At 58.5% G+C, this 24,483-nt stretch carries 26 protein-coding genes; 8 read left to right on the top strand and 18 right to left on the bottom strand.

Annotated elements, in window-relative coordinates; genetic code table 11:
• Positions 1–119: 119 nt before the first annotated feature.
• From DCO57_RS05550 to DCO57_RS05510, 9 genes are all read right to left on the bottom strand, one after another.
• Positions 120–611, bottom strand: coding sequence for a (2Fe-2S)-binding protein (locus tag DCO57_RS05550; protein ID WP_116697874.1), 492 nt, complete (start codon positions 609–611; stop codon positions 120–122).
• A gap of 133 nt (positions 612–744) precedes the next feature.
• Positions 745–1,446, bottom strand: coding sequence for a carbon monoxide dehydrogenase subunit G (locus DCO57_RS05545; protein WP_116697873.1), 702 nt, complete (start codon positions 1,444–1,446; stop codon positions 745–747).
• A 228-nt stretch (positions 1,447–1,674) separates the two neighbouring features.
• Positions 1,675–3,915 carry an EAL domain-containing protein gene (locus tag DCO57_RS05540; protein ID WP_208977814.1) on the bottom strand — a complete coding sequence of 747 codons (2,241 nt, stop codon included), beginning with the start codon at positions 3,913–3,915 and terminating at the stop codon, positions 1,675–1,677.
• Between the two features lie 7 nt (positions 3,916–3,922).
• On the bottom strand, positions 3,923–5,533 hold the full coding sequence (locus DCO57_RS05535) for a HAMP domain-containing sensor histidine kinase (protein WP_208977813.1): 1,611 nt from the start codon (positions 5,531–5,533) through the stop codon (positions 3,923–3,925).
• Positions 5,534–5,946: 413 nt separating this feature from the next.
• The gene (locus DCO57_RS05530; protein ID WP_116697870.1) at positions 5,947–6,750 is read right to left on the bottom strand and encodes a response regulator transcription factor; all 804 of its coding nucleotides are present in this window, start codon (positions 6,748–6,750) and stop codon (positions 5,947–5,949) included.
• A 297-nt stretch (positions 6,751–7,047) separates the two neighbouring features.
• On the bottom strand, positions 7,048–8,394 hold the full coding sequence (locus DCO57_RS05525; protein ID WP_116697869.1) for a FliI/YscN family ATPase: 1,347 nt from the start codon (positions 8,392–8,394) through the stop codon (positions 7,048–7,050).
• A complete protein-coding gene (locus DCO57_RS05520; RefSeq protein ID WP_116697868.1) occupies positions 8,363–9,169 on the bottom strand; it encodes a hypothetical protein in 807 nt (268 codons plus the stop codon). The genes DCO57_RS05525 and DCO57_RS05520 overlap by 32 nt, the downstream gene beginning before the upstream one ends.
• Positions 9,166–9,897, bottom strand: a complete 732-nt coding sequence (gene flgF / locus DCO57_RS05515; protein ID WP_116697867.1) for a flagellar basal-body rod protein FlgF — start codon at positions 9,895–9,897, stop codon at positions 9,166–9,168. Before flgF ends, DCO57_RS05520 begins: the two co-directional genes overlap by 4 nt.
• Positions 9,898–9,900: 3 nt before the next feature.
• Complete coding sequence (locus DCO57_RS05510) at positions 9,901–10,698, bottom strand: DUF1217 domain-containing protein (protein ID WP_116697866.1); 798 nt, start codon at positions 10,696–10,698, stop codon at positions 9,901–9,903.
• A 185-nt stretch (positions 10,699–10,883) separates the two neighbouring features.
• On the opposite strand from DCO57_RS05510, the gene motA reads away from it, so the two are divergent.
• The 7 genes from motA (at position 10,884) to DCO57_RS05475 (ending at position 16,608) form a co-directional block, all read left to right on the top strand.
• On the top strand, positions 10,884–11,777 hold the full coding sequence (gene motA, locus DCO57_RS05505; RefSeq protein ID WP_116697865.1) for a flagellar motor stator protein MotA: 894 nt from the start codon (positions 10,884–10,886) through the stop codon (positions 11,775–11,777).
• 3 nt (positions 11,778–11,780) lie between these two features.
• Complete coding sequence (locus DCO57_RS05500) at positions 11,781–12,740, top strand: FliM/FliN family flagellar motor switch protein (protein WP_116697864.1); 960 nt, start codon at positions 11,781–11,783, stop codon at positions 12,738–12,740.
• Positions 12,721–13,296, top strand: coding sequence for a hypothetical protein (locus DCO57_RS05495; RefSeq protein WP_116697863.1), 576 nt, complete (start codon positions 12,721–12,723; stop codon positions 13,294–13,296). The genes DCO57_RS05500 and DCO57_RS05495 overlap by 20 nt, the downstream gene beginning before the upstream one ends.
• A gap of 116 nt (positions 13,297–13,412) precedes the next feature.
• Complete coding sequence (gene fliN, locus DCO57_RS05490; RefSeq protein WP_208977825.1) at positions 13,413–13,688, top strand: flagellar motor switch protein FliN; 276 nt, start codon at positions 13,413–13,415, stop codon at positions 13,686–13,688.
• Positions 13,689–13,739: 51 nt separating this feature from the next.
• On the top strand, positions 13,740–14,807 hold the full coding sequence (locus DCO57_RS05485; RefSeq protein ID WP_208977811.1) for a flagellar motor switch protein FliG: 1,068 nt from the start codon (positions 13,740–13,742) through the stop codon (positions 14,805–14,807).
• 51 nt (positions 14,808–14,858) lie between these two features.
• Entirely contained in the window at positions 14,859–15,935 is a 1,077-nt protein-coding gene (flhB, locus tag DCO57_RS05480) for a flagellar biosynthesis protein FlhB (protein ID WP_116697861.1), read from the top strand.
• A gap of 256 nt (positions 15,936–16,191) precedes the next feature.
• Positions 16,192–16,608 carry a hypothetical protein gene (locus DCO57_RS05475; protein ID WP_208977810.1) on the top strand — a complete coding sequence of 139 codons (417 nt, stop codon included), beginning with the start codon at positions 16,192–16,194 and terminating at the stop codon, positions 16,606–16,608.
• A 271-nt stretch (positions 16,609–16,879) separates the two neighbouring features.
• Here the strand turns inward: DCO57_RS05475 and DCO57_RS05470 are convergent, their stop codons facing one another.
• Positions 16,880–18,100 (bottom strand): serine hydrolase domain-containing protein, encoded by a 1,221-nt coding sequence (locus DCO57_RS05470; protein ID WP_116697860.1) that lies wholly within the window; start codon positions 18,098–18,100, stop codon positions 16,880–16,882.
• Between the two features lie 338 nt (positions 18,101–18,438).
• Between DCO57_RS05470 and DCO57_RS05465 the strand changes: the two genes are divergently transcribed.
• Complete coding sequence (locus DCO57_RS05465) at positions 18,439–18,696, top strand: hypothetical protein (RefSeq protein ID WP_116697859.1); 258 nt, start codon at positions 18,439–18,441, stop codon at positions 18,694–18,696.
• Between the two features lie 148 nt (positions 18,697–18,844).
• Here the strand turns inward: DCO57_RS05465 and DCO57_RS05460 are convergent, their stop codons facing one another.
• The 8 genes from DCO57_RS05460 to flgD all read right to left on the bottom strand — a co-directional run bounded on the left by DCO57_RS05460 (position 18,845) and on the right by flgD (position 24,472).
• Complete coding sequence (locus tag DCO57_RS05460; RefSeq protein WP_116697858.1) at positions 18,845–19,303, bottom strand: hypothetical protein; 459 nt, start codon at positions 19,301–19,303, stop codon at positions 18,845–18,847.
• Positions 19,300–19,698, bottom strand: coding sequence for a hypothetical protein (locus DCO57_RS05455; RefSeq protein ID WP_116697857.1), 399 nt, complete (start codon positions 19,696–19,698; stop codon positions 19,300–19,302). The genes DCO57_RS05460 and DCO57_RS05455 overlap by 4 nt, the downstream gene beginning before the upstream one ends.
• Entirely contained in the window at positions 19,698–20,123 is a 426-nt protein-coding gene (locus DCO57_RS05450) for a rod-binding protein (RefSeq protein ID WP_116697856.1), read from the bottom strand. Before DCO57_RS05450 ends, DCO57_RS05455 begins: the two co-directional genes overlap by 1 nt.
• A 156-nt stretch (positions 20,124–20,279) precedes the next feature.
• Complete coding sequence (locus tag DCO57_RS05445) at positions 20,280–20,660, bottom strand: flagellar biosynthesis protein R (RefSeq protein ID WP_116697855.1); 381 nt, start codon at positions 20,658–20,660, stop codon at positions 20,280–20,282.
• A gap of 4 nt (positions 20,661–20,664) precedes the next feature.
• Positions 20,665–21,441, bottom strand: a complete 777-nt coding sequence (gene fliR / locus DCO57_RS05440) for a flagellar biosynthesis protein FliR (RefSeq protein ID WP_116697854.1) — start codon at positions 21,439–21,441, stop codon at positions 20,665–20,667.
• A complete protein-coding gene (gene flhA / locus DCO57_RS05435) occupies positions 21,438–23,528 on the bottom strand; it encodes a flagellar biosynthesis protein FlhA (RefSeq protein ID WP_116697853.1) in 2,091 nt (696 codons plus the stop codon). Before flhA ends, fliR begins: the two co-directional genes overlap by 4 nt.
• A gap of 270 nt (positions 23,529–23,798) precedes the next feature.
• On the bottom strand, positions 23,799–24,065 hold the full coding sequence (gene fliQ, locus DCO57_RS05430) for a flagellar biosynthesis protein FliQ (protein ID WP_116697852.1): 267 nt from the start codon (positions 24,063–24,065) through the stop codon (positions 23,799–23,801).
• A gap of 14 nt (positions 24,066–24,079) precedes the next feature.
• Positions 24,080–24,472, bottom strand: a complete 393-nt coding sequence (flgD, locus tag DCO57_RS05425; protein WP_116697851.1) for a flagellar hook assembly protein FlgD — start codon at positions 24,470–24,472, stop codon at positions 24,080–24,082.
• Positions 24,473–24,483: the final 11 nt, after the last annotated feature.

Here is a 24,483-nt window from a genome sequence, read left to right as displayed (position 1 = left end):
CTCAAGACCCGGCGGACAGCCCTCGATTGCCATGGTTCCCCCGGCAACGGATCGCGCTGTGTGGTCTTGGTGTCTCGGCGCGGGCGTGGCCGCGCGTCAAAATCAGGAGTGCCGGCCGATTATTCGGCAGCCTGGGCCATGCCGGCCATCTGGTCGGAAGCGGCTTTGATCGCCTTGACGATATTGTGGTAGCCGGTACAGCGGCAGATATTGCCTTCCAGCTCGTGACGAATGGTCTGTTCGTCCAGGTTGCCGGGCCCGTGACGGTTGATCATGTCCAGGGCGCTCATGACCATCCCGGGCGTGCAGAAACCGCATTGCAGCCCATGATGCTCGCGAAAGGCAGCCTGAATCGGATGGAGCCCGCTATCGCCGGCAAGTCCCTCGATGGTCAGGACTTCAGCGCCATCGGCCTGGGCCGCCAGCATGGTGCACGACTTGACGGCCTTGCCGTCCACGTGAACGACACAGGCGCCGCATTGCGACGTATCGCAACCGACATGGGTGCCGGTCAGCTGGCGCACTTCGCGTATGAACGAGACAAGAAGCGTCCGGTCTTCGACATCCGCCGAAACCGCCTTGCCGTTCAATACCATCGAAACTTTCGACATGAATTTCTCTCCCTCATGACATTCTCTGAGCCTGGGCTCAACAGTATCCGGCTTGCCGCCGTGTTGTTATCGAGTGGGGACTGGCGGACCGGAACCCGTCAGCCCCTGCGCGTTCAAGATTGAGCACTGCCGCTCATGTTGCAAGTGCCAGAACGATGATAACGGCCGCCAGGAGGGCCAGCCCCCAGACGACAGGACCGCCCAGAACATTCTTTCCGGCCGCTGTCTCCAGGTTTTCCTCGGCCTTGTGCAGTTTCTCTTCGACGGCGTGCTCGGCATCCTCGATCGCGTGAACGACCTCATCGGTCGTTTCCTCCAGAGCAATCCGCTTCGCTTCCTCGGCAACCCCGGGATCGAGATCCTGCGCGGCACCGGCTTCCGCCGGACTGGAAGATGTCCCGCCGACCATGTCGGAAAACTTGCCGAAAAACTCCTCGGCCATTTTCTTCGCGGTGGAATCGATCAGCCGACTGCCGAGCTGGGCGAGTTTACCGCCGACCTGCGCCTTGGCTTCATAGGTCAGAACGGTTTCGTCGCCTTCCTCGGTCAGCTTGACATCCGCCGACCCCTTGGCGAATCCGGCAACGCCTCCCTTGCCTTCCCCGACAATCGTGTAGCTTTCCGGTGCATTGATATTCTCGAAGGTCACCGCGCCTTTGAACTTGGCCTTGACCGGACCGATCTTGGTTGTCACCTCGGCGGTCATTTCCGTGTCGGATGTTTTTTCAAGGCTTTGGCAGCCGGGTATGCAGGCTTTCAGGATCTCCGGATCGTTCAATGCTTCCCAGACGGTTTCCCGTTTGGCCGGTATCCGGTGGGAGCCATTCATGTCCATTCGTTTTCTCCCCTTCTCGCGCTTGGGCGAATATTGGCAATGACTGGGCTTAAGCTCAACGTAAAACACGTCGGGCGCCGCCACGTTATTCCCATGAGAGCGTGTTTCGTACAAAATTTCAATTGGTTATCTGTATCGAATTTCGCAAGCGTCTCCATATGTGCTCACCCCCTGCCTTCGTGACATGAGTCGCAGCTCGTCATTCTGGGAGAAACCGGGGACCAGGTGCTATCCGGCGGCCGCTTCGGAAGCGACAGCTTTGCGGACAAAGGTTGCCAGATCCGTGCTGTTCAGGGGTTTGGAATAGAAGAACCCCTGCAGATAATCACACTGCAGATCCTGCATGAGCTTGCGCTGCACGTCCGTCTCCACGCCTTCAGCCGTGATACTCAGATCCAGAGCCTGAGCCACGGCAACGATGGATTTGATGACCGCCAGCGCATCCGAATCCTGATCCATGTTCATGATGAAGCTGCGGTCGATCTTGATTCCATCCACCGGTAGCTTGCGCAGGTAGCTCAGAGAGGAATATCCGGTGCCGAAGTCGTCTATGACGACTTTCGCTCCCTTGGCGCGCAACCATGTCAGCAGGGAGAGCGTCACCTGATCGTTGTTCAGGAACAATCCTTCCGTCACCTCGAAGACAAGACGACTAAGGGACAAGCCTGCAGCCGTAGCCGCCTCCTCGATGTCCCTGTAGATCCTGTTGGCCTGAACCTGCTGGGGCGACAGATTGACATTCAACCGGACCTCATCGGAAACGGCGGACATCTCGCTGAATTCACGAAAGGCCGCCTTGAACATCCACGAACCGATTTCCGAGATCAGCCCGCTCGCCTCCGCCGCCTCGATCATTCGGGCGGTGTTGAGCAAGCTGCCCGACGGTGTCCGGAATCGCATCAACGCCTCGAAGGACGCGATGGACTCGCCCTGCGCATGCATGATCGGCTGATAGTGAAGGAAGAACTCGGTCTTGTCGGCTCCTCCGGTGAGCAGCGAGGCAAGGCGAAGACGTTCGAAGGCAGCTTCCTGCATCAGCGGATGGAAAACCGCATGATTGGTAAGGCCTTTTTGCCGCACGTCATTCAGAGCGATCGAGGCATGGCGCACAAGCTGCTCCGCCTCCTGTTCCTCATCGGCATCCACTGCGGCGAATCCAAGCCGCATGCGCAAGGTTATCTGCGTGTCACCCAGCGAAATCGGTTCATGGAAGGCATCCTCCACCCGCGCCACCACATCCTCGATCCGGTTCTCCCCGCCCCCCTTCAGCAGAATGAGGAATTCGTCCTTTTCCTTGCGCGCGATCGACAGCGCATCCGGGAAAGTCTGAGAAAGCCTGTGACCGGTCTTCTTCAGCACCGCCCCGGCCTTTTCATCGCCGATACCGTCGACGATGACCCGGAACCTTTGAATGTCCGAATGAACAACGAGAAGTGGGGTGTGTTTGCCGACGTGGCGCTGAAAGGTTTCGAGAAACCCGGAAAAGGTCGACAGACCGGTTGTCCGGTCCACATAGGCGAGATTGCGGATGTGCTCCAGCAGGCCGGTCTTTTCGTAACCGAGCGCCACATTGGCGATAAAGAGCTGGACGACTTCCGAACCGACGCGTTCTTCCAGCTCAGCTTCCGGCATGGCGAGAAAAAGCGCTCCGGTCATGCCATTGCGCGTCACCAGCGGCAGGGCGACACCTCGCGGCGACGAACTGGCTGACAGGCTTTCGATGCATGCATGCACCGACAACCGGATGGCATCGTCACCCAGCATGTCGACCGGAAGATCCGTCTTGTCGGCAAACTCCCCCAGCGCAGCCAGGACCCTGACATTCGACTTGTCGACGACCCCGTAATCGGGAAGCGCGTCCAGCCCGCACAGGAAGCACCCCACGGGTTGGCCGATAAGCTGGGTGATTTCCGTCAGAACCGCGGAGGCGAAGTCGCCCAGGGCGTTCTTTTCCACGATCGCGGCAAAATGCATATTCAGCTGCTTGAGCTTTTGCCGGTTGGTTTCCAGCGACATGACAAGCTTGTAGCCCCGCAATGCCGTGACGAGTGCCGTGATCAGCTTGGTGCGGGACAGTTCGGCCTTTTCCGCATAGCCATCAATGTCGAATTTCATGATCACGTCGGTCTGCGGTGCGTAGCCCGGCTGGCCTGTGCGCAGGATCAGACGCGTGAACTGGTTGTCGAGTTCTGACCGGATCCAGCTGACCAGCCCGAGACCGGCCGTGTCATCTTCCATGACCACATCCACGAGCGCCACTGCGATATCGTCCTCTTCGACGAATATCCTGCGGGCTTCCTCGGCCGATAGAGCATGGAGAAGTTCGAACGGCCGGTCTTCGAAGATGCAGCCCGCAACAGCGATCCTTGTTACCTCGTGAACATCGGGATCATCATCGACGATCAGAATTTTCCATGGTGACTTGTCAGATCTTTCCGGCCTGGGCTCGGAGGGCACGAGAAAGTCCATCACCATTTCATTGAGCCTTTTTTATTGTCGGTGTTTGAGCCTTCTGCGGAGCCCTGACAGGAAATTCAATTGTGAATTCAGTACCCTTTCCCACTTCGGATGTAACTGAAATTGTACCGTTGAGGGCTTCCGTCACCAATTGATAACAGATTGCCATTCCAAGGCCGGACCCGCCCTTTCCGAACTTCGTCGTGAAAAACGGTTCGAAGACCTTTTTCAGGTTCTTGTCCGGAATGCCGACACCGTAGTCCCTGCATTTGAACACGAGCGTTTTTTCGGTCTCGGTACCGTCATCGCTCACCGTCACCGGCAGGATGAGCGAGGATAGACGGATCCGTCCCTGATCGGCGCCGTCATAGCCATGTTTGATGGCGTTTTCGACGAAATTGGAAACCAGCTGGCTGATGGCCCCGGGATAGCTGTCGATTATTTCGTCGGCATTCAGATCGAGTTCAATCTCAAAGGAGGTCTTTCGGATCGTGGGCTGAAGGGTTGCCAGCGTTTCCCGGATGATATGATCGAAGTTGAACGGGCGCTTCTTTTCACTCTGCCGATCGACGGCGACCTGCCTGAAGTTGCCGACAAGGTCGCGTGCGCGCCCGAGTGTCTTCTCTATGATATTGGCCGTGTCCGTGATCCGGCCCACTTCGTTTTCCAGTGCGTCCTTGCTCAGACTCTGCCGTTCAAGTTCCGTGCGTAGATACCTGGTGGAATCCTTGATCGTCGTGGCTGCCATCAGGGCGTTGCCAAGCGGCGTGTTCAGTTCATGCGACACACCGGCAACGAGCGCCCCAAGCGCCGCAAGATTGTCTGCCTGGATCAGTTCCTCCTGAACCAGCTTGAGCTGTTCCGTCCTGCGAGCCACAAGTTCTTCGAGATTGGTCTGATATTCCTGAATCTTCTTGAGATCCAGGTGACGGCGCTGAACCATCGACTGGAGGCTGGACGACAGAATGCCGATTTCATCGGACCGGCCGGGCATCAGCTCCGCCTTGGGTGGATCTTCGATAAGGCGGGGTGTCGACAGATATTCGACGATCGCCGAAAGAGGACGGCCGATCAGTCGGCGAAAGACCGTGCGGATAACAATCGCCAGAAGCAGCAGGTAGACGATGATGGCGGTCACGATAAAACCGACCGTGGAGACGATTTCGTAGGAAATCGTGTTGCGATCGATCAGAATGAAGACTTGGCCGATGGCATCCTTCTGCAGGATCGTGCTGGGCGAATTCAAGGTGTAGCTTAATGCTTCGGCCTGGCGGGGCTCCGGTGCCGGTTCTCCGAAATTCCCGGTGTCGGGCGTTTCGACCCAGACCCTCTCGACCACCTCGAGGCTTTCCAGCCCGCGAATGAGTTGCAGGGTGGCATCCGCGTTCACAGTCCAGATTGCCCGTTCGAACGGGCGTTTCGTCGCCTGAAAGAAGGCCTCCGTCACACGGATTGCACGCGCATGCGCAGCATCCCAAGTGATTTTCGTGAGAATTCCGACGAAGATGAGTCCGAGAATTGCGAAAAGACCAAGCGTGTAAAGGATGAACGTACGGGACAGGCTGGCCCGCCCCATCTCCCTGGGAGTATATGGCAACGACGCACTGCCGCTCAGACTCAAGACGTCCACCTCGACCTTGTCTTTCCGATGCGGAAAGACAGGAAACAACTAAATTCCGCTTTGATTTACTCACCTCACGCAAGACGAGGAACTGCAGGCACGGTTTCCGGCCCGGTCCATGGATACGCGATTCACGGACCCGGCAACATCGCCCATGAAATCTATCAACATGTTCCGTTCATGTTGAATATATTGCACAAGATGGTGGCGACCTGAATTTCTCTCGTAAGGTTCCCAAAATCACCGCAAAAATCAATTGTAAATTGCAACACCCCTTGCTTTAACCACTTCAATTGAAGACTTGCGGCCGATTGGACGGCAAATACAATTGCGGGCGGTTTGCATCATGCAAGTTCTCCGGCGAACACTCATGCCAGACCGCCCGTCATTGTAGAAAGACATCCAATTGATCCGTTTGCTGCCTACGCGCTTACCACGGACAGATAAGGCGTCTTGACCGTTCTGGTATCGGGTGTCTTTTCACTCGCGCAAACAGGAACCTGCGAAGGCTGAACGGGCCTGCGGGTATCGCCGACCTTGGGCTTGGCAGACAGGCCGTCTTTGAGCATGTAACCGATATAGCGGGTGGATTCGATGGCGTCATAACCCAGCTTCTTGCGAAGTTTTTTCCGCAGCTTGGAAATATGGCTCTCGACGACACACTCATCGACTCCGTCGTTCATCACACCGTAGACCGCATTGAAAATCTGGGTCTTGGTCACGCGGCGCCCCTTGTTCTTCACAAGATACTCCAGAATGCGGCGCTCGCGGCGCGGCAATTCCATGACTTCACCGCCGACCAGAGGATCCCTGCCGTCGAAGAACACTTCAATCGCTCCCGTCCCCACGGAGCTGTTCCGCGCGGTGATACGGCGGCGGAAAGCCCCCACTCTGGCGATGATCTCGCGAACATGAACCGGTTTTCTGAGGACATCGTCCATGCCGGCTGAAAACAGTTCAAGAGTGCTTTCCAGGCTTGCCGTGTCCTGCAAGGCAACGATCTGCGCCTCCGGGCAGCGGCTTCGGATTGAGGAAACGAACCCCGTGCGCTCCTCGCTTTCGCCGAGCAGAATAGCATCGACGGAAGACAGGTCCTGAGCGCTGGTGATCTCCAGCCAGTCCAGAATTTCGGAAGGGTGAAGTTCCAGCGAAGCATAACCTTCGCGCTCAAACGCCGAGGCATAGCCTGCGGTCACGATCTCTCTCGAGTCTACAATGATAAACATATTAGCCCCTTGGATTTACCAGTACCCAATGGGTAAAATTACTAAGCCACAAGGTCAACAATTCTTCCCTTGTTTTGGCCGCATTTCGAAAGTTATCGTAGAGATACTTTATAATTCGATGGAACAATATAAATAAAACAACATTTGCATTCGAAACAAAATAACCTACAATTTATCTAAAATCCTAAAAAGAATAAAATGTAAAGAATTCTTTAAAACCTGTCTCGTTGATATATACGAAAACAGATGAGCTTCAAAGCCAAAATTTAATCTTGGAAGATATTCACAAAAATTGGTTTACGCGTCCGCCGAGAGCGCCTGCGCTAGCTCGGCAAACGGATCTGACGGCAGAACCTGGTCTGCGCGCTGGCGCATCGCCTCATAGATCTTGGGAACGAGGCGGCAGGCCTTTTCAAGCTGTTCGTCCCCGGCTGTCTGGAATCCGCCCATCATGCGCAGATCCTTTGTGTCCTCGTATTGCGAGATCAGCCCCTTGATCCTGTGGATCAGTTCCTGTTGTTCCGGGGTCCAGGCCCGTGTCGCCAGCCGGGAGGTGGATTTCAGGACATTGACCGGCGGGTAACGGCCCGCTTCCGCTATCTGCCGATCCAGCACGATATGGCCGTCCAGCAGTCCGCGAATGGTGTCCGAGACAGGATCATTGTGATCGTCGCCATCCACCAGCACCGAAAAGATACCGGTAATGGAGCCTTCGCCGTTGCTTCCCGGTCCCGCACGTTCCACAAGACGCGCCAGGTCCGCGAAGACGCTCGGCGGATAGCCGCGGGCAACCGGCGGCTCACCGGCGGCAAGCGCCACATCACGTGCCGCATGGGCAAACCGGGTTGCCGAGTCGAGAATGAGCAATACCTTGTGGCCCTGGCTGCGGAAGAATTCCGCGACGCTCATGGCAGTCTTCGGTGCAAGGCGGCGTTGCATCGCGCTTTCGTCGCCTGTGGAGGCGACCACCACGGAACTGGCCAGCGTTTCTCCGAGGCTGTCATCAATGAACTCGCGCACCTCGCGGCCACGCTCACCCACAAGGCAAACGACCACCGTATCGAAATCGCCGAACCCGGCCAGCATGCCGAGCAGCGTGGATTTGCCCACACCGGAACCGGCGAACACGCCGAGACGCTGCCCGACGCACAGCGGCGTGAACAGATCGATCACCCGCACGCCCGTTTTCACGCTGTCGGAAATCTTCGAGCGGTTCATGGCCGGCGGCGGAGCCCGGTCCAGCAGGAAGGCCTCCACGCCGTGGGTCAAGGGGCCCGCGTCGTCAATCGGGTTCCCCAGCGCGTTGATGATCCGGCCGCGCCAGCTCATGTCCGGATGAATCGCCAGCCCGCCCGTCACGGAGGCAACGCTGCCGATACCGATATCCGTCACCCGCTCAAGCGGCTTGACCACAACGTCCTTCTGATCAAGGCGGATAATCTCGCCCTGACGGAGCCCGGAGCGCCCCTCGAACTGGACAAGGTCACCCAGACACACGATGCGCGACAGTCCGGACACCCGGATTGCCTCGGAGGAAACCTGCGTCACGCGACCGCTGAGTTTCACGGGACCGATCTCGGTCTCCAGTGCACTCAGCGATGCAGCGACCTGGTCAAGAGCGTTCAGATGAGGTGCGTTGGGCATGGCGTTCCTGCAGGGCCTTTAAAACATCCAGAGGAAGGTGGTTGGCTTGATGTGCCGCAAGACGTCCAAGGCCCTGCTCATCCGGAAGACCGGTTTCTTTCTGCTGCGGCTTTGCGCCGGCCACACCGTCAACATAGGCAACCGAAGACGCTCCGGTTTCCGTGGTGTCCCCGGTTTCCCGCGCACTATCGACAGGATCCGCCTCAGACAGAAGGGCCGACAGGGAAAGCGGCATGCCGGGTTTGTCCGCCGTGGATGCAACCGTCTGCCCCAGAACGAGGCCCTGGCCTTCCCCTTGCGAACGCCGGGACTCCACTGGAGCCGTTTCCGGCATCCTATCCGGCTTGGGCACGGGGACAGGAATTTCACTCGTTTCGGAAGTTTCCGCCGCGCCGGCCACCGCCGAGGCGTCGGCCACCTGAACATCAGCCGGCTGAACGTCCTGCGGCGAACCGCTCCAGCGGTCACCGGCAGCACTATAGGCCAGCATCGCACCAAGCCCGACGGGACCTCCGAGCGCGAAGCCGTAGAAGGCATTTCCGGCCTTGCGTGCGTCGTCGGAAATCTGGTCGTTGGTCACCGAGCGGTAGAGTTCCGCGATCCCTGGAATATGCTGCAGCGGATTGATGACATCGAGGAAATCCCCGAAGTTGAAGCTTCCGCCGGACTTTTCGGCGGGCGACGCCGCCCGGCCCATCGCCGCATGCGCTTCCAGCGCGCCCATCTGCGGCTGCGGGCTCCCGCCGACGGCAGCGGTCATGTCAACCGCACTCATGACGTTGCTCCCAGCTCGCGGATGGCTTTCTGCTGACTTTCATCGCTCATGTCGACCAGCTTCGACGTACCTTCGAAGTCCCGGGTGATCATGATCATCTTGGTCATCTCGCGAACGGGATTGATATTCGCACCTTCGACAAAGCCCTGGCGAATGCCGTGCTGATCAAAAAGCAGAACCGGCACGGCCGGAATGTCCGGAATAACGGCCGAATTGTCCCTGCGCGTCAGCTTCGCCTCTTCCGGAATGCGAAACAGGCCGACCTGACCGACAATGCCGGCATCACCTTGCGAAATCTCACCCGATTGCGTGATCAACGGTTCTCCGGCCTCCGGATCGACAACGATCGGCTGTCCGCCGGTTCCCAGGATGACCTGTCCGGTCAACGTCTGAAGGGTACCGTCCTGGGTGATCTGCAACCGGCCGTCTCTTGTATAGGAAACCGTGCCGTTGATGTCCCGGATGGCGAACCAGCCATCGCCCTCGATCGCCAGATCAAGCGGGTTGTCCGTCTTGTTCAGGCTGCCGACCTGGCGTGAGATATAGGTTTCTCCACCGGTGGAAAAACTCACCTTGTCCTGCCCGGCCTTGGAAACGAGTTCCGCGAACTTGACCTCGTCCGCACGGTAGCCCGCCGTGTTCATGTTGGCGACATTCCGGGCGACGGTCTCCAGCCGGTTGGACAGGGCGACCTGCGCCGAAAGAGCGACATAGAGTGCGGACTGCATGGGTCAAAAGCCTCCGAGGCGGAAATTCTGGATACTTGCCAGCAGGCTTTCGCCCATCTGAACAACACCGTTGCTGGTGGTGGTTCCCAGGACAGACAGCGCTGCCGACTGGGTCGTCTGGGTACCGTTCGAAAGGTCGTAAAGCGCCGAGAACCGGGTCAGGAAGTCGGCCAGATAGTCCGGATCGCTGCTGATCTTTTCGAAATCCAGCTGCTCCTCAAGATAGGCGGCCTGCTTGTCGATATCGCCCATTGCAAAGGCATCCGGCAGGCCAAGTGCCGTATAGACGGTTTCCGCAAGCGCCGCGTCGGCGAGCACCTCATAGGCATTGGTGATTTCCGGAGCCTTGCGTTCGAAATACAGGGCAAGGCGAACACCCTGATTCTGCTCGCCTTCACTAACTTCCAGAGCCTGACGGTGATACTTTTCGACGATCCCTTCCTGCGTCCTGGTAAAGGATGTCGTCGTCTCGCCGTAGTTTTCGAAGTTGAAGGTTTCGGCAAATTCCTTGTATCTCGTGTCGACAAGCTGGTTGGCGAAGGAACTTGACTCCGTAACGCCCTCTTCCAGAACCTTGCGCATGAAGGCCTTGGCGTAGATCATGTCTTCCAGACCCATGGCCGTCATGGCGTAATTGTAGATCTGGTCATCCGCCAGGAAATCGTCGATCGATTTAATATTGCGGATATTTTCCCGGTAATACTCGGTCTGACGTTCCACTGTCGGATCCGCTTCCACGGCCTTCAGGGAACGCTCCATATTCGACCTGACGAGCTGTACCTGTGTCAACGTGTTGATCATGTCCTCATCCCTCCTGGCGGGCAAAAGAATTTGAGGAACTTTCACGCCTCGACCTTACGCCAGGCTGACCGTCACGCGGAAACACGGTTTTCGCGACAAAACCCACCGCGTCAGCTTCGGACAAGTCTCGCCTTCTAGCGTGCTCCCAATCACAGTCGATTTTCTCATCAGTCGGGAGCTGTTAGGTGACTATACTTATTGGCCTGATCATTGCGGGGGCTTCCCTCATAGGTGGTTTCTCCGCCCTTGGCGGCAAGGTTTCCGTCCTTTGGCAACCCTGGGAACTTCTCATCATTCTCGGTGTCGCCATCGGCGCATTCGTTGTCGCCAACCCGATGAAAACAATCCGGGGAACGGTTTTCGCCATCTCAGACGCCCTGCGGAACGCCGTTCCCAACAAGCGCGAATATCTGGATGTCCTGGCATTGCTCTACGGTTTGATGCGCGAGCTGCGCGCCAAGGGGCGGAACCAGGTCGAACCGCACATCGAAGACCCGAACACTTCGCAGATCTTCCAGAAATACCCGACGGTTCTGCGCAATACCGGTCTGACGACCTTCATCTGCGACTATTTCCGCCTGATCATCGTCGGCAATGCCCGCGCTCATGAAATCGAGGCGCTGATGGACGAAGAACTGCACACGATCCATCGCGATCAGATGAAGCCCTTCCATGCCATGAGCAGCGTCGCCGACGCTCTTCCGGCAATCGGCATCATCGCCGCCGTGCTCGGCGTCATCAAGGCAATGGGAGCCATCGACCAGTCTCCGCAATTGCTCGGCAGCCTGATCGCCGCCGCGCTGGTGGGAACCTTCGTCGGCATCTTCTTCTCCTATTCGCTCTTCGGGCCTCTGGCCGTGAAGATCAAGAATGTGCGGGAGTCTCGGCTGCGGACCTACATCGTCGTCAAGCAGACCCTTCTCGCCTTCATGAACGGCGCAGATCCCCAGATCGCGCTGGAGCATGGCCGCAAGACCATTTCCGACTACGACCGCCCGACCATCGACGAGGTCGAAAACGAGACAATGAGCGCGGGGTCCGGTGGCGACAACGTTCAGGACCTTCAGGGAGCCGCATAAGTCATGATCGAAGCAGCAACAGCAAATTCTGGTGCTTCCAGCTCGGAACGGGCAATGATCGCCGACCGTCTGCTGGACGCAGCCGGGATCTCGGTCGACCGCCTGCCGATGCTACCGGTGGTTTTCGACCGCATGGCCCGCCTGATGGCGGACGCCATGCGGCAGAAATCCCCCTCACCGTCCTATATTTCGGTGAGCTACGTCGAAAACAACCGCATCGGCGATGTCCTCGACGAATTCGAATCCAACGCCCTGGTGGCCGTGCTCTACTCGCCCGAATGGGATGCCCGCGTACTCGTCGGCTTTGACCGAGACTTCATTTTCACGCTGGTGGACGTGTTGTTCGGCGCCGATGGCACGGAACCGCCCATCGACGACGAACGTCCCTTCTCGAACATCGAGACCCGCATTGCGCGCACCATGTTCGAGGTGGCGTCGAAAGCCCTGGCGGAATCCTTCGCTCCGATTGCCGAAACGACGCTCAAGATCGAGCGCGTGGAAAGCCGGATGGACTTCGCGGTCATCGGACGCCGCAACAACCCGGCCGTGGTCGCCCGATTGCTGCAGCAGGCGATCGGACGCGGCGGCGAGGTGTTCGTGGTCATGCCGCACTCCACTCTCAACCCGCTGCGCCAGCGCCTTTCCCAGGTCCTGTCCGGAGAAATGTCGAGCCGAGACAAGCAGTGGACGCAGCACTTCCACAACGAAATCCAGCGCACGGAAGTCAAGCTGGAAGCCATTCTGGAAGAACGCGAAATGTCGCTCGGCGAACTGACCAGCCTGAAAGTCGGTCAGACCATCGAGCTTCAGGCGACTGCACGGACGCCGGTCACCCTGTCGTGCAACGACCAGCCGGTCTTCACCTGCCAGCTCGGACAGCTGGACGGATCCTACACTTTGCAGGTCGAAGAACTCATCCACGAGGAAGAAAAGGATCTTTTCGATGATCTCCGCAATCGTTGATGGCGTCCTCCTGATCGCGCTCGTCGCGACGACGGTCCGGATGCTGGCCATGCACCGGGAGCTGAAGCGCCTCGGAACATATCATGCAGACTACAAGCGCATTTTCGACCAGACCGTGCTGGCTCTGGACGGGATCGAGGTCTCCATCCAGGAAATCAACGTCAAGAGCGCCCAAATCCTCAACGCGCTGGGCAACCGCATGGACGATGCGCGCGAGCTCATCGCCGAAATAGACGGTCTGACGCGGGAAGCCAAACGCCAGCAATCCGTTCTGCGTGCCGAACTCAAGGAGCTTTCCAAGGCGACCGCCCTGTTCGAGACCTCCAACCGCTTCTCGCCGGCAAAGGACGACCTGGAGATATTCGCCGATACGGATACTCCCGTCTCCCCCCTGCAGCAGGCCGGTGTTCTGGCCGGCAGCAGGCCCCAGAAGGACTCGCCGTCAATTCACCGGGGCGAAGCGCCACAACCCGCTCCGACCCGTGTCCACCGTATCGACAACCAGGCCGGAAGCCCATTCCGCACCGTCTCCATGAACCAGAAGGATAAGATGTAATGTCCGACACCGTAATTGATCACGTTACCGCGGATGCAGGTTTGAAGTCGAAGCCGGCCGAAGCTGCGAATTTCGCCAAGGTCGAGGCTCCGAACAAGGACGATGCTTCCGGAACCATGGGTGACGACAAGAATCTGGACACGATCCTCGGTATTCCGGTCAACATCCAGGTCGTTCTGGGTTCGGCGACGATGCTGGTCTCCAACCTGCTGAAACTCGGTCGGGGAGCGGTCATTCCCCTCAATCATCGCGTCGGCGAACCGATCGACATCGTTGTGAACGGCCGTGTGATCGCCCGAGGCGAAGTGGTGGTTGTCGAGGACGACAATTCCCGTTTCGGCGTCTCTCTCACGGAAATCATCAGCGCGCAGAACGGTGGTCTGGATATCTAATCCAGATTCCAACCGGCCCGATGCCCCAGGTCTCCTCAGGAACGTGTGACAATGACGAGCACTGCAAATGCCGCAAACACGGCACAATCCGTGAGCTACTCGAGCCCTCCCACTCCGCCTGCGCGCCGTCTCAATGGCGTACAGCGGGTGGCGGCGCTTCTTCTTTCCCTTGGCAAGACAAGCTCGCAGCGGTTGCTGCAGCACTTCGACCAGGAGGAAATCCGCATGATCACCGTCTCCGCAGCGCAGCTGGGGACGGTGGCCTCGGAAGAACTCGACAAGCTGGCCGAGGAATTCATTGAACAGTTTTCCCACGGCACGACGCTCTATGGTTCCGCCAATGAAGTCGAGAAGATGCTGGAGGGCATCCTTCCCGAGGATCAACTTTCGGACATCATGTCGGATGTGCTCGGCAACTCCAACCGTTCCATCTGGGATCGGCTGACCACGGTCTCGGAAACCGTCTTTGCGAACTACCTTCTCAAGGAACATCCGCAGACCGCGGCCCTGATCCTCACCAAGATCAAGCCCGCTGCGGCGGCAAAGGTCCTGGGTCAGATCAACGGCGAAGCACGTAACCAGCTTGTCCGCCGCATGCTGTCCATAAAGGCGGTTGTGCCGGAAATCATGCGCGACGTGGAAAAGACCATGCATGAGGATTTCATGCTCAATCTCTCCGGCACGCTGGAAGCCGATTCCCATGCACGCATGGCGGACATCCTGAACAAGATGGACCGCGAGCATATGGAAGATGCGCTGGAAAACCTCAATGTGGTCAAGCCGAAGACGGCCGAACTCCTGAAGGGACTGTTGTTCACCTTCGACGACATCATCAACCTGAACGCCCGCACCCGTATGGCGATATTCGACCAGATCCCGACGGACCGGATTGTTCTGGCACTGAAGGGAACAAACGCACAGTTCCGCGAAGTGATCCTGTCGTCACTGACGTCCCGCGCACGGCGCATTGCGGAACACGAGCTGGCTGCCGGAGAACCGGCCGCGCAGCGCGACGTTCTGGAAGCCCGCAGCGCCATCACCAACCTGGCGCTCGAGATGGCTGGCAGGGGAGAAATCGAACTCAATCCGAAACAGGACGAAGGCGCGTTTTTTGCCTGATTGCTCCCGGACCGGTAACGCGGCTCAGCGGGCCAGGAGACGGAAGGCTGAATGGCAGACGAGACAGACAAGGACTCAAAAACAGAAGAACCTACCGAGAAGAAGGTTCGCGATGCGGTAGAAAAGGGCAATACACCGGTTTCGAGAGAGGCGCCGGTCCTTGCTACCTTCGTTGCGGCTTTGCTGATCGGTAGTTTCGTGGTGACATCCGGAGCACGCCAGCTTGTCGTAAAGCTGACCCATCTCCTGGATCTCTCGGGAGGTGTGAGACTTGGAAACAGCGCTGACGCATTGCTGCTCTCCCACGCGGTTTCGATCGAAACCGGCCTGTTCCTTGCGCCCATCATCGCGCTGCTGTCCGCCGCCGGCCTCGCCTCGGCTTTCCTGCAGAACACACCGAGCATCGTCCTTCACCGGATCAAACCGGATTTTTCCAAACTGTCACTCGCGAAAGGCTGGAAACGGATTTTCGGGGCACAGGGCCTTGTTGAATTTCTCAAGGCTGTATTCAAGTTCTCCACGGTCAGCGCCATCGTCTATGGCCAGTTCCGGGCGAATGAAGCGGAACTGATCAACGCCATGTTTACAGACCCCAGCGCGTTGCCCGAAGCGATCCTGCAGATATCCATGCGGTTGATCGCCGGCGTTTGCATCGTGACAATTCTGCTTGTGACCGTCGATGTCCTGTGGTCGCGCTCGCACTGGCGCAGGAACCTTCGCATGAGCAAGCAGGAAATCAAGGACGAGCACAAGCAGATGGAAGGCGATCCGATCGTCAAGGCCCGCCAGCGTTCGCTTGCGCGCGACAGGGCCCGCAACCGGATGATGTCGGCGGTTCCCCAGGCAACCCTGGTGGTCGCCAACCCGACTCATTACGCAGTTGCGTTGCGCTATGACGGCGACCAGAGTCCGGCACCAATTGTCGTGGCCAAGGGGCAGGACCTGATCGCGTTGAAGATCCGCGAGATCGCGGAAACCAACAACATTCCTGTTATCGAAGACGTCCAACTTGCGCGTTCACTTTACGCCGCTACAGAAATCGAACGGATGATTCCACCGGAATTCTATAGGGCAGTTGCAGAAATAATCTGCTATGTGTACTCACGCCAGTCGAAAACAGCAGTATAGACTAAGTCGTGGTAAGGGTTAGTCCATCGCATCGGATGTTTCCCGATCACAGGTGGAGCGAGAGGACACTGGATTTTGAGATTTTTGGTGAAGCAAATCGGGTCGCACGGCCGTGGACGAGACAAGGCGGCAGGCGACATGCAACAGCTCTTCAGCCATAGGCAGAACCACGCTCCTGAAACCCCGATCACATCTCGCTCGTCCAGACCCAATGGAGGTGCGGACCATGCAAGACCTGCCTGAAGGCAAAGCGAAAATGTCATCCGGCCTTTCCAGCGACCGGCAGCGCCAGGAAGCGATTGCCTCGGCCCTCACGGATTTCATCGAGGACCTGAAGCTCGTGGATGTGGTCGATTTCGTCGCCTATATCCGCACCGATCAGCATGGCAATATCGAGGAGCTGATCAAGACCGCGGCCGAGCTTTACTTTAAGGAAGGCTCCCTGCGTTATTCCATGGCCGCCCAGGCGGACGTCGAATGGGAGACCACGCCGAAGATCTCGCTCGACCTGGAATTCTTCAACAGGGGTGCCTGGATCTATTTCACGGTTGTGCTGGCCTGGCCGGACAACGCCGTGAACGTTTCCTACGTCGAGGTGCCCGATGCGGCCGGTGACAAGGTGAAGGAAACGGAGCTGCTGCTGCAGGCGTTGAAGGATGCACGGCTGAAGTAGCGCTTTTACGCGACGATCGTCAGCTGGCCCGGATTTCAGGGGCTTGGCTGCACTTCTGGTCGCGACGGCTGTCCCGGCCACCGTCATTTTCCGGTGCGTTGCGGCACACTGTGCAAAGATTTTCCTGACTTGCGGTCGCGCCGGCCGCGCATTTTCATTGCAGCGCCGCGCCAGAACCCGCTGGGTCTGCTCGTCGGCCGTGGCATGAAAAAGGCCCGCAGCGAAACACTGCGGGCCGAAAGCATGCCGGTGCCCGGCCGAAGGACCGCGCCTACTGGGCGGCTTTCTCCTTCACGGCCTTCATGTAGATGTCGATCAGCATCGGCGTCATCATCTCTTCCCCGCCCGGCGGCTGGCTGTTGGTGGCGCCCGTCACCATCACGTCAAGTTCCGGCGAATAGATGAAGGCCGCGCGATAGCCAAGTGTCATGCCGAGGTAGAAATACACCGGCTCCATTCCCGGTCCCGTTACCCGCATCAGGCCCAGCGTGAAGGCGCGCGGATCCTCCTGCGTCACGTCGTCGATGATCTCGCCGGTCTTCAGCGACATAGGTGTCACCATTTCCGCCAGCTGCTTCTCCGGCAGCACCTTGCCGGCAAAGAGTGCCCGGATCCACTTCGCCAGATCCTCCGGCGTGCCGACGATCCCGCCGGCAGGTCCCGCCCAGCTGACAGAATCTTCCTTTACGTCACGGCCTATGATCGGCGCAAGCTGGCTGACCTTGCAGTCGGCATCGTAAAGCGTGCAGTCGGGATTGTAGAAATAGCCCGACAGCATCCGCGACAGGACGTCCTCGCCGTAGGAAAAGGGTTCGTAATAGGTTTCGGTCAGGCCCGCCGGCTTGAAGATCTTTTCCTCCAGCGCCTCCTTGTAGGACATGCCCGAGGCCTTTTCGGCTATCATCCCCGCCAGGATGTAATTGGTGTTCGAATAGAAGAACCCGTCCTCGGTCGGCAGGTTCACGGTCTCGCTGGGATAGGCCATGGCGATCAGCTCGGGCAAGGTGAATTCGCGCTCGGGCGTGTTCACGAATGCCGCGTTCATCTCCGCCGTCTCGGAGTAGGTTGGCAACCCGCTGTTCATCTGCAGCAGCTGCTGGATCGTCACGTCGGCCCATTCCGGGTATTCGGGCAGCCAGTCCCCCACGGTATCGTGGATATCGACCTTGCCCTCGGCCTCCAGCGCCAGGATCAGCGCGCTGGTGAATCCCTTGGTGTTGCTGCCGATCTGGAACAATGTCCCGGCATCCACCGGAACGTTGCTTTCCTTGCCCATGGTGCCTGCATAGGCGCGGTACTCCGGCCCGTCCGTACCCAGGCTGACATAGGCCGAAATACCGGTGACACTCTCGGGCCCGCTGCGCTCGGCGATAAAGCTATCGAGCCCGCGTTGCAGATCCTCCTGCAGATCGGCCATTGCGACCGTTGCCCAAAGTGCACAGGCCACGGACGTCAACGTCCCGACGCCGCGCGAAATGAAAAGTTGTCCCATAAATTGTCCTCAATTTGCGTTGCTCAAAAGACTTGCCCCGAAATTCCCCAGACTGCTTGCCGGTTGAGATCAACATTGCCTCACTAGGCAATCAGATCAAGTGCTTCGCGCCCCAGGTGTGGCGGCCCGTCAATCGTGACCGGACGCCCGCCCGATCCCGGGTGAACCTGAACGACCCGGCGCCCTGATCAGACACGGTCACAGTGAAGTGACGCCCACGCGCAATCTTTGTAAGACTGAAAACGTCCGAAAGGGTATTCGATTAATCCTGTTCGGAAAACCGGTTGACCATGCCCACGTCTGAACGCCCCCTGTCTCCAAGCACGGAACCCGCAAGCATGAAGAAGATCCCGATACCGGAGGAGCCGACGCATATGGTGACAGCGATCGTCGCTTATGCCGGCATTGCCAAGCGCCTTCACCTGGAGCTCGCGAACCACACGGACGTTACCGGCGTGGATCTGGAAGCCATAAAGGCTGACCTGATCAACGAGGCCAAAAGGGCGGTGCCGCATGGCGATTTCGCAAAAGACGAAATCGGCGTCTACAAGACGATTTTCCAGGCGATAGACACGATCTTCAGTCCAGTTGCCTGATTTGCCGGAATTGATGAACCGGAACGCCCCTGCCCCTTCCTCTCGCTTGCGCCGCCATCAGCCTTCTAAAAAAAAGGCGCTCGCATGAAGCAAGCGCCAATGCCTGGGAGGCAGTAGTTGAAAAGAGAAGGCAGGCCCCCCTGCCCCGTTAGTTTGCCATCACGTCTTCCTTGTCGAAGTAGTTCAACTCCTCGACAAGCACGTCGCGGATCACCGAGCGGCCCATACGGGCGTTGGTCTTTTCTTTCAGATCCTCGGTGAACTTTTCCAGGTCGTAGCGTTCGAGATTTCTGAAGTCGAGCTGGCTGTCGGAATAAAGGACGCGAAAGGCTTCATCGATCAGAAACGGATGCGGCGGTACCGGGAGACGATGCAGGACCTCGCCGTCGGCGGTGAAGACCAGCTTGGCCACCACATAGCCCTGCAGGATACCGTCGAACAGGATCGGCACGTTGACCGGATTGAGCGTTTCATAGTCGAGACCGACGAAGGACGTTTCTCCATCCACGGTGAGCCGCTTCTGGGAAGCGATGTACTGCGCGGTCGCATATCCCGACACCAGCATGGTGGCGGCCATCCAGATACCGGCAATCAGGATCCTGATCATCGCGCCGGCTCCGGAAACGGTGCCTGGTAAGTCCCGTCGGAGTCGAAATCGATCATGGTTCGAGACATCATCTCCACCACTTCGGAAACCGCATTCATGTGCAGTGTCAGGAGACCGGCATTCTCGTTCAGCACCTCCTTGAATTCCTCCAGACCCGATTTCAGTTCCGGGGAAAACGCCGCTGGCGGAACCGCCGAACGGGCGCGTGTGAGGTCAAGCAGGGCCTGGCTCTTTGCATATTCGAAGCGTTTGAGATCGGCGGTCGGATCCGCCCGCAGCGCCAGGGTTTCGTCACGTACTGCATCGACCGCGCGACGGACGGCGATGATCAGCGGCGCCGATAGCGCCGCATTGGGAGCCTGCTCCTGAATGGCAATTTCCTGACCGGCTTCCATTATGCTTTTACTCCGTGATCAAGCGTGTCTGAAATCATGTCCGCGATGCCCACACCACCGCTGGCGGCAATCTGGTTGGCGATCTGTTCGGCGAGCATCGATTTCCAGATCTCTCCCGTGGAACCTTCCCCGAAAACCGCCTCGGACTCTTCCGGCAGCATTGTTTCGACGAACTGGGTGAGGATCATCGCCTCGAATTTTTCCGCAGGCGACTTGCCCGCTCCGGAAGCTTTCGACGCCTCCGGACTGTAGCGGTTGAATGCCGCCGTCGCACTGTTCGTCGCATCCGTGAATGCCAGGTCGAAACCTGCTCCGGATCCGGAAACCGCTATGGATTTCAACCGGCTGGTGGCGGCCTGAAGACTGACCGGGTCCGCGGCCTTGGCAACATCCAGGATCAGATCGGATGGGGGCGAAATCGCCATTGGACGGCTCCTTGGGTCAAAACTGGTTGCAAACAAGGCCTTCAGGGTGACAGGGCAAGGCAAGCAGGGAAGCTTACTTCAGGCCTTGTTTGCAGCTTCGTTTGTAATGCCCTCAGCTTGCGGGAGGCTTGCGTCCCCGAGCCTTGCAGCGGGTCCTCAGCCGAAACGACGTTCCAGCAGTTCCATCAGGTCGCGTTCCTCTTCCACCCGCTGTTCCTCGCCGCGCATTCTCGCCAGCCGCTCCGCCATCAGTTTCAGCATCATCCGCTGGCGGTCGAATTCGGAATTCACCCTGGCGCGTGCCTCGCTCAGCCGCGCCATTTCCTCGATGATCCGCCGCAGGCGCTCCGCTGCATTGGCGATGAACCGGTCATGCTGGGCCAGGTCACCGTTGGAGAGCGCCAGAAGAATCCGCCGCTCCTTCTCGCTGAGCTGGTAGACTTGGGCGTCGAGCTTCTGCAAGAGCCATGAGGAAAACAGAAAGATCTGCTTCTGCATCCGGAACAGACGTTCAATATCCTGACTGTTTCGCGCCATCGTTCTAACCTATCTGAAGCCATGTGAAATACCCGTCCAGGAAGATCATGATCCCTTCCGCAATGGCCAGGTAAAGGAAGTAGAGACCGCCTGCGATAACAAACGGCATGGAGATGAAGTAGACCGGGATCTGTGGTGTCAGCTTGTTGACCAGACCGACAGCCAGGTTGACCACAACCGTGTAGACCACGAAGGGGCTGCACACGCGCAACGCCAGCACGAAGGTCTCCGACAACTGGTCGGTGAACTGCTCCAGACTGGAGACAGCCGTCAACGGCATCCCTGGCGGAATAGCCTCATAGGAGGCGGCCAGTCCGCGCAGGATCTCCCAGTGCTGGTTGGTGATGAACACCATTGCCGTGGCGGTTACCGTGAAAAGATTGGCGACCGGCGGCAGGGAATCGACCCCCTCGATCGGAAGACCCGGCATGTTCGACAGACCGATGGCCATCGAGACAAGCGTTGTCAGGGTTTCCAGCGCGGCGATGAACGCCCGGCCGAGAAAACCGATGAAGGCCCCCGTGAGCAGTTCCGCGCCGATGAACAGGGCAACCGTCGCCAGCTTCTCATCCGGCAGCGCCGCCTGTATCGCCGGCGTCAGCAGAGGCGAGAGCGCGAGCGACACGGCCAAGGCGACAAACAGGCGAATCCGGACCGGAATTCGATTGCTTCCGAATCCGGGAATGATCATCAGGCAGGCGCCGATCCGGCAGAAGAGCAGAAAGACGGCCAGCAGGACCGAGGCATTGAGCGTGCCGAGCAACAGCCCGCCGGAAATCACGAGACGCTTCCAAGGGCTGAGACGTCCACACCGCGTGCGATTTCAAGGTGGGACAACACAGGCAGCGTCGGGAACATGCGCTCCACGATCATGCGCACATAGGGCCGGGCATCGGGCGCCGCCACAATGGCGAACCGGCTGCCGTTCTTCATGTGTTTCTTGACCGCTTCGGACATCTGGGCTCCGAAATCCTCGACCAGTTGAGGCTCGATATCGAACTCGATGACATCCCCCTTCGAATCGCGCTTCAGGGCGTTGTGGAAGGCCAGATCCCAGCGGTTTCCGAGGCGCAGGACATTCAGCGGCCCGCCTTCGGCCAGATCGCCGCAGATCTGCTGGGCGATGCGCATGCGCACATGTTCCACGACCTGCTCGGATCGCCGCACATGCGGAACGATTTCGGCGACCGCCTCCAGGATGAGGTTCAGGTTGCGGATGGAGACACGTTCTGCCAGCAGCAGCTTCAGCACCGCCTGAAGACCGGAGAAGGACGTATGGGCCGGGCAGATATCGTCCAGAAGCTTCTGGTATTCCGGGTCCAGACGATTGAACAGGATCCGCATGTCCTTGTAGGACAGAAGCTGCGGCAGGTTGTTGCGGATCACTTCGCTCAGATGCGTCAGGATGACGGTGATGTTTTCCGCAGGCGTCAGGCCGCGGCGCTTCAGCTCGTCCTTGTAGGCGGGCGGCACCCAGTAGGCGGGCATGCCGAATGCCGGTTCCTTCGTGGCATCTGCCGGCACCGGCAGCGTCTCGTCCGAATTCGGAATGACCAGAAGTTCCCCCACCTTCAGCTGCTGCGAGGCGACGATCGTGCCGTGAATCTTGATCTGGTACCCCTTGGGGTCGAGGATGAGGCTGTCGGTGACGCGGATATCGGGCACAACAAACCCGTATTGTTCCGCGAACTTGCGCCGCATCTTGGCCACCCGGCGTGACAGTTCGCCGTGTTTGGTCAGCAGTTCGGCGGAAAGCTGCTTGCCGATCACAAGTTCGACTTCCGACGATTTGAGCGTTTCCTTGACGGAGTCCTTTTCCTCGAGCCGGGCCTTTTCGTCAGCGGCTTTCTTCTTCTCCACTTCAACCTGCTTCTGGACAGCCAGGCGCTTGGGAATGGTGTATCCTACAAAGCCCATCAGACCGGCGAGCATCAGGAACGGCAGTATGGGCATACCGGGCATGATCGCGAAGATCGCCATCAGGATCGCCGCGACGAACAGTGCGCGCGGGTAGCCGCCAAGCTGACCGAGAACCGCCTTGTCCGTGGACCCCCTCGTTCCGCCCTTCGAGACCAGAAGGCCGGCGGCCAGCGAGACGATGAGGGCCGGGATCTGGGAGACGAGACCATCACCGACGGAAAGCTTCGTGAAGACATCGGCCGCGTTGGAGACGTTCATGTCATAGCGGGTCACCCCGATGACAATACCTCCAAGTATGTTGACCGCCGTGATGATCAGTCCGGCGACCGCGTCGCCGCGCACAAATTTCGAGGCACCGTCCATCGCACCGAAAAAGGAACTTTCCTCTTCCAGTTCCTTGCGCCGGTGCTGGGCTTCCTTGTCGTCGATCAGGCCGGCAGACAGATCCGCGTCGATCGCCATCTGCTTGCCCGGGATCGCGTCCAGGGTGAAGCGGGCGCCGACCTCGGCGATACGTGTCGCGCCCTTGGTGATAACCATGAAGTTCACGATCACCAGAATTGCGAAGACGATCAGCCCGATGACGAAATCGCCGCTCATCACGAATTGCGAGAACCCGTGAATCACATATCCGGCCGCATTCAGGCCTTCATGTCCCTTGGCGAGAATAACGCGGGTTGTCGCGATGTTCAGCGACAGGCGCAACAAGGTGGCGATCAGCAGGATCGTGGGAAAGGACGAAAAGTCCAGCGGTCGCTTGATCCAAAGCGCCACCATCAGGATCAGGACGGACAGGGCGATCGACATGGCAAGACCGAAATCGATCAGGAACGTCGGGATCGGCAGAAAGAGAACCACAAGAATGACGACGATGCCGAGCGCGAAGACCACATCACGGCGGCTTTCTGGCATACCATCGGTTATTGGGGATACGGAGGTGTCTGTCATTCCTGCCCTCGGAGACGTGTCTGTTGGTCTGCAAGGTCGCCGCTCAAGCTTGCGCGAGGCTTTTTGCCCGGAACCGGCCTGCCGTTTTCAATCGCGGGTCGATCGGTCCGCAGGTCCACCGTGGCGTTGGAGCGGAAACGCAACCGCTCGGCCCTGCTTCAGGAGGAGCGGGACCGAGCGGTTGCGCGCATGTCGTCGGAAGCGGGTTTTAGAGACTGTCGCGTTGAACCGAATTCAGGAATTCGCCCGCCCCCCTGATCCCGACACTCCCTAGAACCCGGTCTCGATCCGGTCGTAGATCAGCGTGGTCAGCGTATAGATCTGACCACCGATGAACGGACCTGCAACGACGATCATCACGAGGATCGCGACAATTTTCGGAATGAAGGTCAGGGTGATTTCCTGAACCTGGGTCAGGGCCTGCATAAGGGCGATTCCGATACCAACGATCATCGCCGGGACAATTGCCGGAGCAGATCCGACGAGGATCGTCCATATGGCCGCCCTGACCAGGTCAAGTGCGTCAACTTCATTCATATCGGTCTGCCTGCTCAGGAAACGGTGACGCCCGGGCCAAGCAAAACACCCTTGCCGTTATCCAGAGCAAGAAGCGTGCCGTCGGAATAGATTTCCACCCGCTCCACGACACCCGTCGTGCCGTTCGGATCGGTAACCGTTCTGCCGATCAGGTCATCCACCTGTCCGAAGGACATGTTCATCAGCATGGTCTCCAGCTTGGCGTTGGTCTGAATCGCCTGCTCTACCTGGCTGAAGCTGGCAAGCTGGGACAGCTGCTCGGAAGCGTCCATCGGATTCGTCGGATCCTGGTTCTGCATCTGCGCCATCATCAGCTGCAGGAATGTGTCATAATCGACAGTCAACTGCTCCTGGGCACTGGCTGCGGCGGTATATTGTGTCGCTGCGACACCATCAACGGTGGTCATGCTATTTCTCC

Source organism: Labrenzia sp. 011, assembly GCF_003075075.1.
In the GTDB taxonomy this organism is placed as follows: Bacteria; Pseudomonadota; Alphaproteobacteria; order Rhizobiales; family Stappiaceae; genus Roseibium.
The sequence above is the reverse complement of the archived record's forward strand: the minus strand, read 5'-3'. Positions and strand labels throughout refer to the sequence as shown.

Excerpts from the sequence above, each read along its gene's own strand:
- DCO57_RS05545 (WP_116697873.1), bottom strand. The coding sequence starts at position 1,446 with ATGGACATGAATGGCTCCCACCGGATACCGGCCAAACGGGAAACCGTC.
- DCO57_RS05450 (WP_116697856.1), bottom strand. The coding sequence starts at position 20,123 with ATGGCGATTTCGCCCCCATCCGATCTGATCCTGGATGTTGCCAAGGCC.
- fliQ (WP_116697852.1), bottom strand. The coding sequence starts at position 24,065 with ATGAATGAAGTTGACGCACTTGACCTGGTCAGGGCGGCCATATGGACG.
- DCO57_RS05495 (WP_116697863.1), top strand. The coding sequence starts at position 12,721 with ATGATCTCCGCAATCGTTGATGGCGTCCTCCTGATCGCGCTCGTCGCG.
- flhB (WP_116697861.1), top strand. The coding sequence starts at position 14,859 with ATGGCAGACGAGACAGACAAGGACTCAAAAACAGAAGAACCTACCGAG.
- DCO57_RS05460 (WP_116697858.1), bottom strand. The coding sequence starts at position 19,303 with ATGATCAGGATCCTGATTGCCGGTATCTGGATGGCCGCCACCATGCTG.
- DCO57_RS05540 (WP_208977814.1), bottom strand. The coding sequence starts at position 3,915 with ATGGACTTTCTCGTGCCCTCCGAGCCCAGGCCGGAAAGATCTGACAAG.
- DCO57_RS05465 (WP_116697859.1), top strand. The coding sequence starts at position 18,439 with ATGAAGAAGATCCCGATACCGGAGGAGCCGACGCATATGGTGACAGCG.
- DCO57_RS05445 (WP_116697855.1), bottom strand. The coding sequence starts at position 20,660 with ATGGCGCGAAACAGTCAGGATATTGAACGTCTGTTCCGGATGCAGAAG.
- DCO57_RS05525 (WP_116697869.1), bottom strand. The coding sequence starts at position 8,394 with ATGCCCAACGCACCTCATCTGAACGCTCTTGACCAGGTCGCTGCATCG.
- flhA (WP_116697853.1), bottom strand. The coding sequence starts at position 23,528 with ATGACAGACACCTCCGTATCCCCAATAACCGATGGTATGCCAGAAAGC.
- DCO57_RS05500 (WP_116697864.1), top strand. The coding sequence starts at position 11,781 with ATGATCGAAGCAGCAACAGCAAATTCTGGTGCTTCCAGCTCGGAACGG.
- DCO57_RS05510 (WP_116697866.1), bottom strand. The coding sequence starts at position 10,698 with ATGATCAACACGTTGACACAGGTACAGCTCGTCAGGTCGAATATGGAG.
- flgD (WP_116697851.1), bottom strand. The coding sequence starts at position 24,472 with ATGACCACCGTTGATGGTGTCGCAGCGACACAATATACCGCCGCAGCC.
- DCO57_RS05550 (WP_116697874.1), bottom strand. The coding sequence starts at position 611 with ATGTCGAAAGTTTCGATGGTATTGAACGGCAAGGCGGTTTCGGCGGAT.
- DCO57_RS05530 (WP_116697870.1), bottom strand. The coding sequence starts at position 6,750 with ATGTTTATCATTGTAGACTCGAGAGAGATCGTGACCGCAGGCTATGCC.
- flgF (WP_116697867.1), bottom strand. The coding sequence starts at position 9,897 with ATGCAGTCCGCACTCTATGTCGCTCTTTCGGCGCAGGTCGCCCTGTCC.
- DCO57_RS05455 (WP_116697857.1), bottom strand. The coding sequence starts at position 19,698 with ATGGAAGCCGGTCAGGAAATTGCCATTCAGGAGCAGGCTCCCAATGCG.
- fliN (WP_208977825.1), top strand. The coding sequence starts at position 13,413 with ATGGGTGACGACAAGAATCTGGACACGATCCTCGGTATTCCGGTCAAC.
- DCO57_RS05520 (WP_116697868.1), bottom strand. The coding sequence starts at position 9,169 with ATGAGTGCGGTTGACATGACCGCTGCCGTCGGCGGGAGCCCGCAGCCG.
- DCO57_RS05475 (WP_208977810.1), top strand. The coding sequence starts at position 16,192 with ATGTCATCCGGCCTTTCCAGCGACCGGCAGCGCCAGGAAGCGATTGCC.
- DCO57_RS05485 (WP_208977811.1), top strand. The coding sequence starts at position 13,740 with ATGACGAGCACTGCAAATGCCGCAAACACGGCACAATCCGTGAGCTAC.
- DCO57_RS05470 (WP_116697860.1), bottom strand. The coding sequence starts at position 18,100 with ATGGGACAACTTTTCATTTCGCGCGGCGTCGGGACGTTGACGTCCGTG.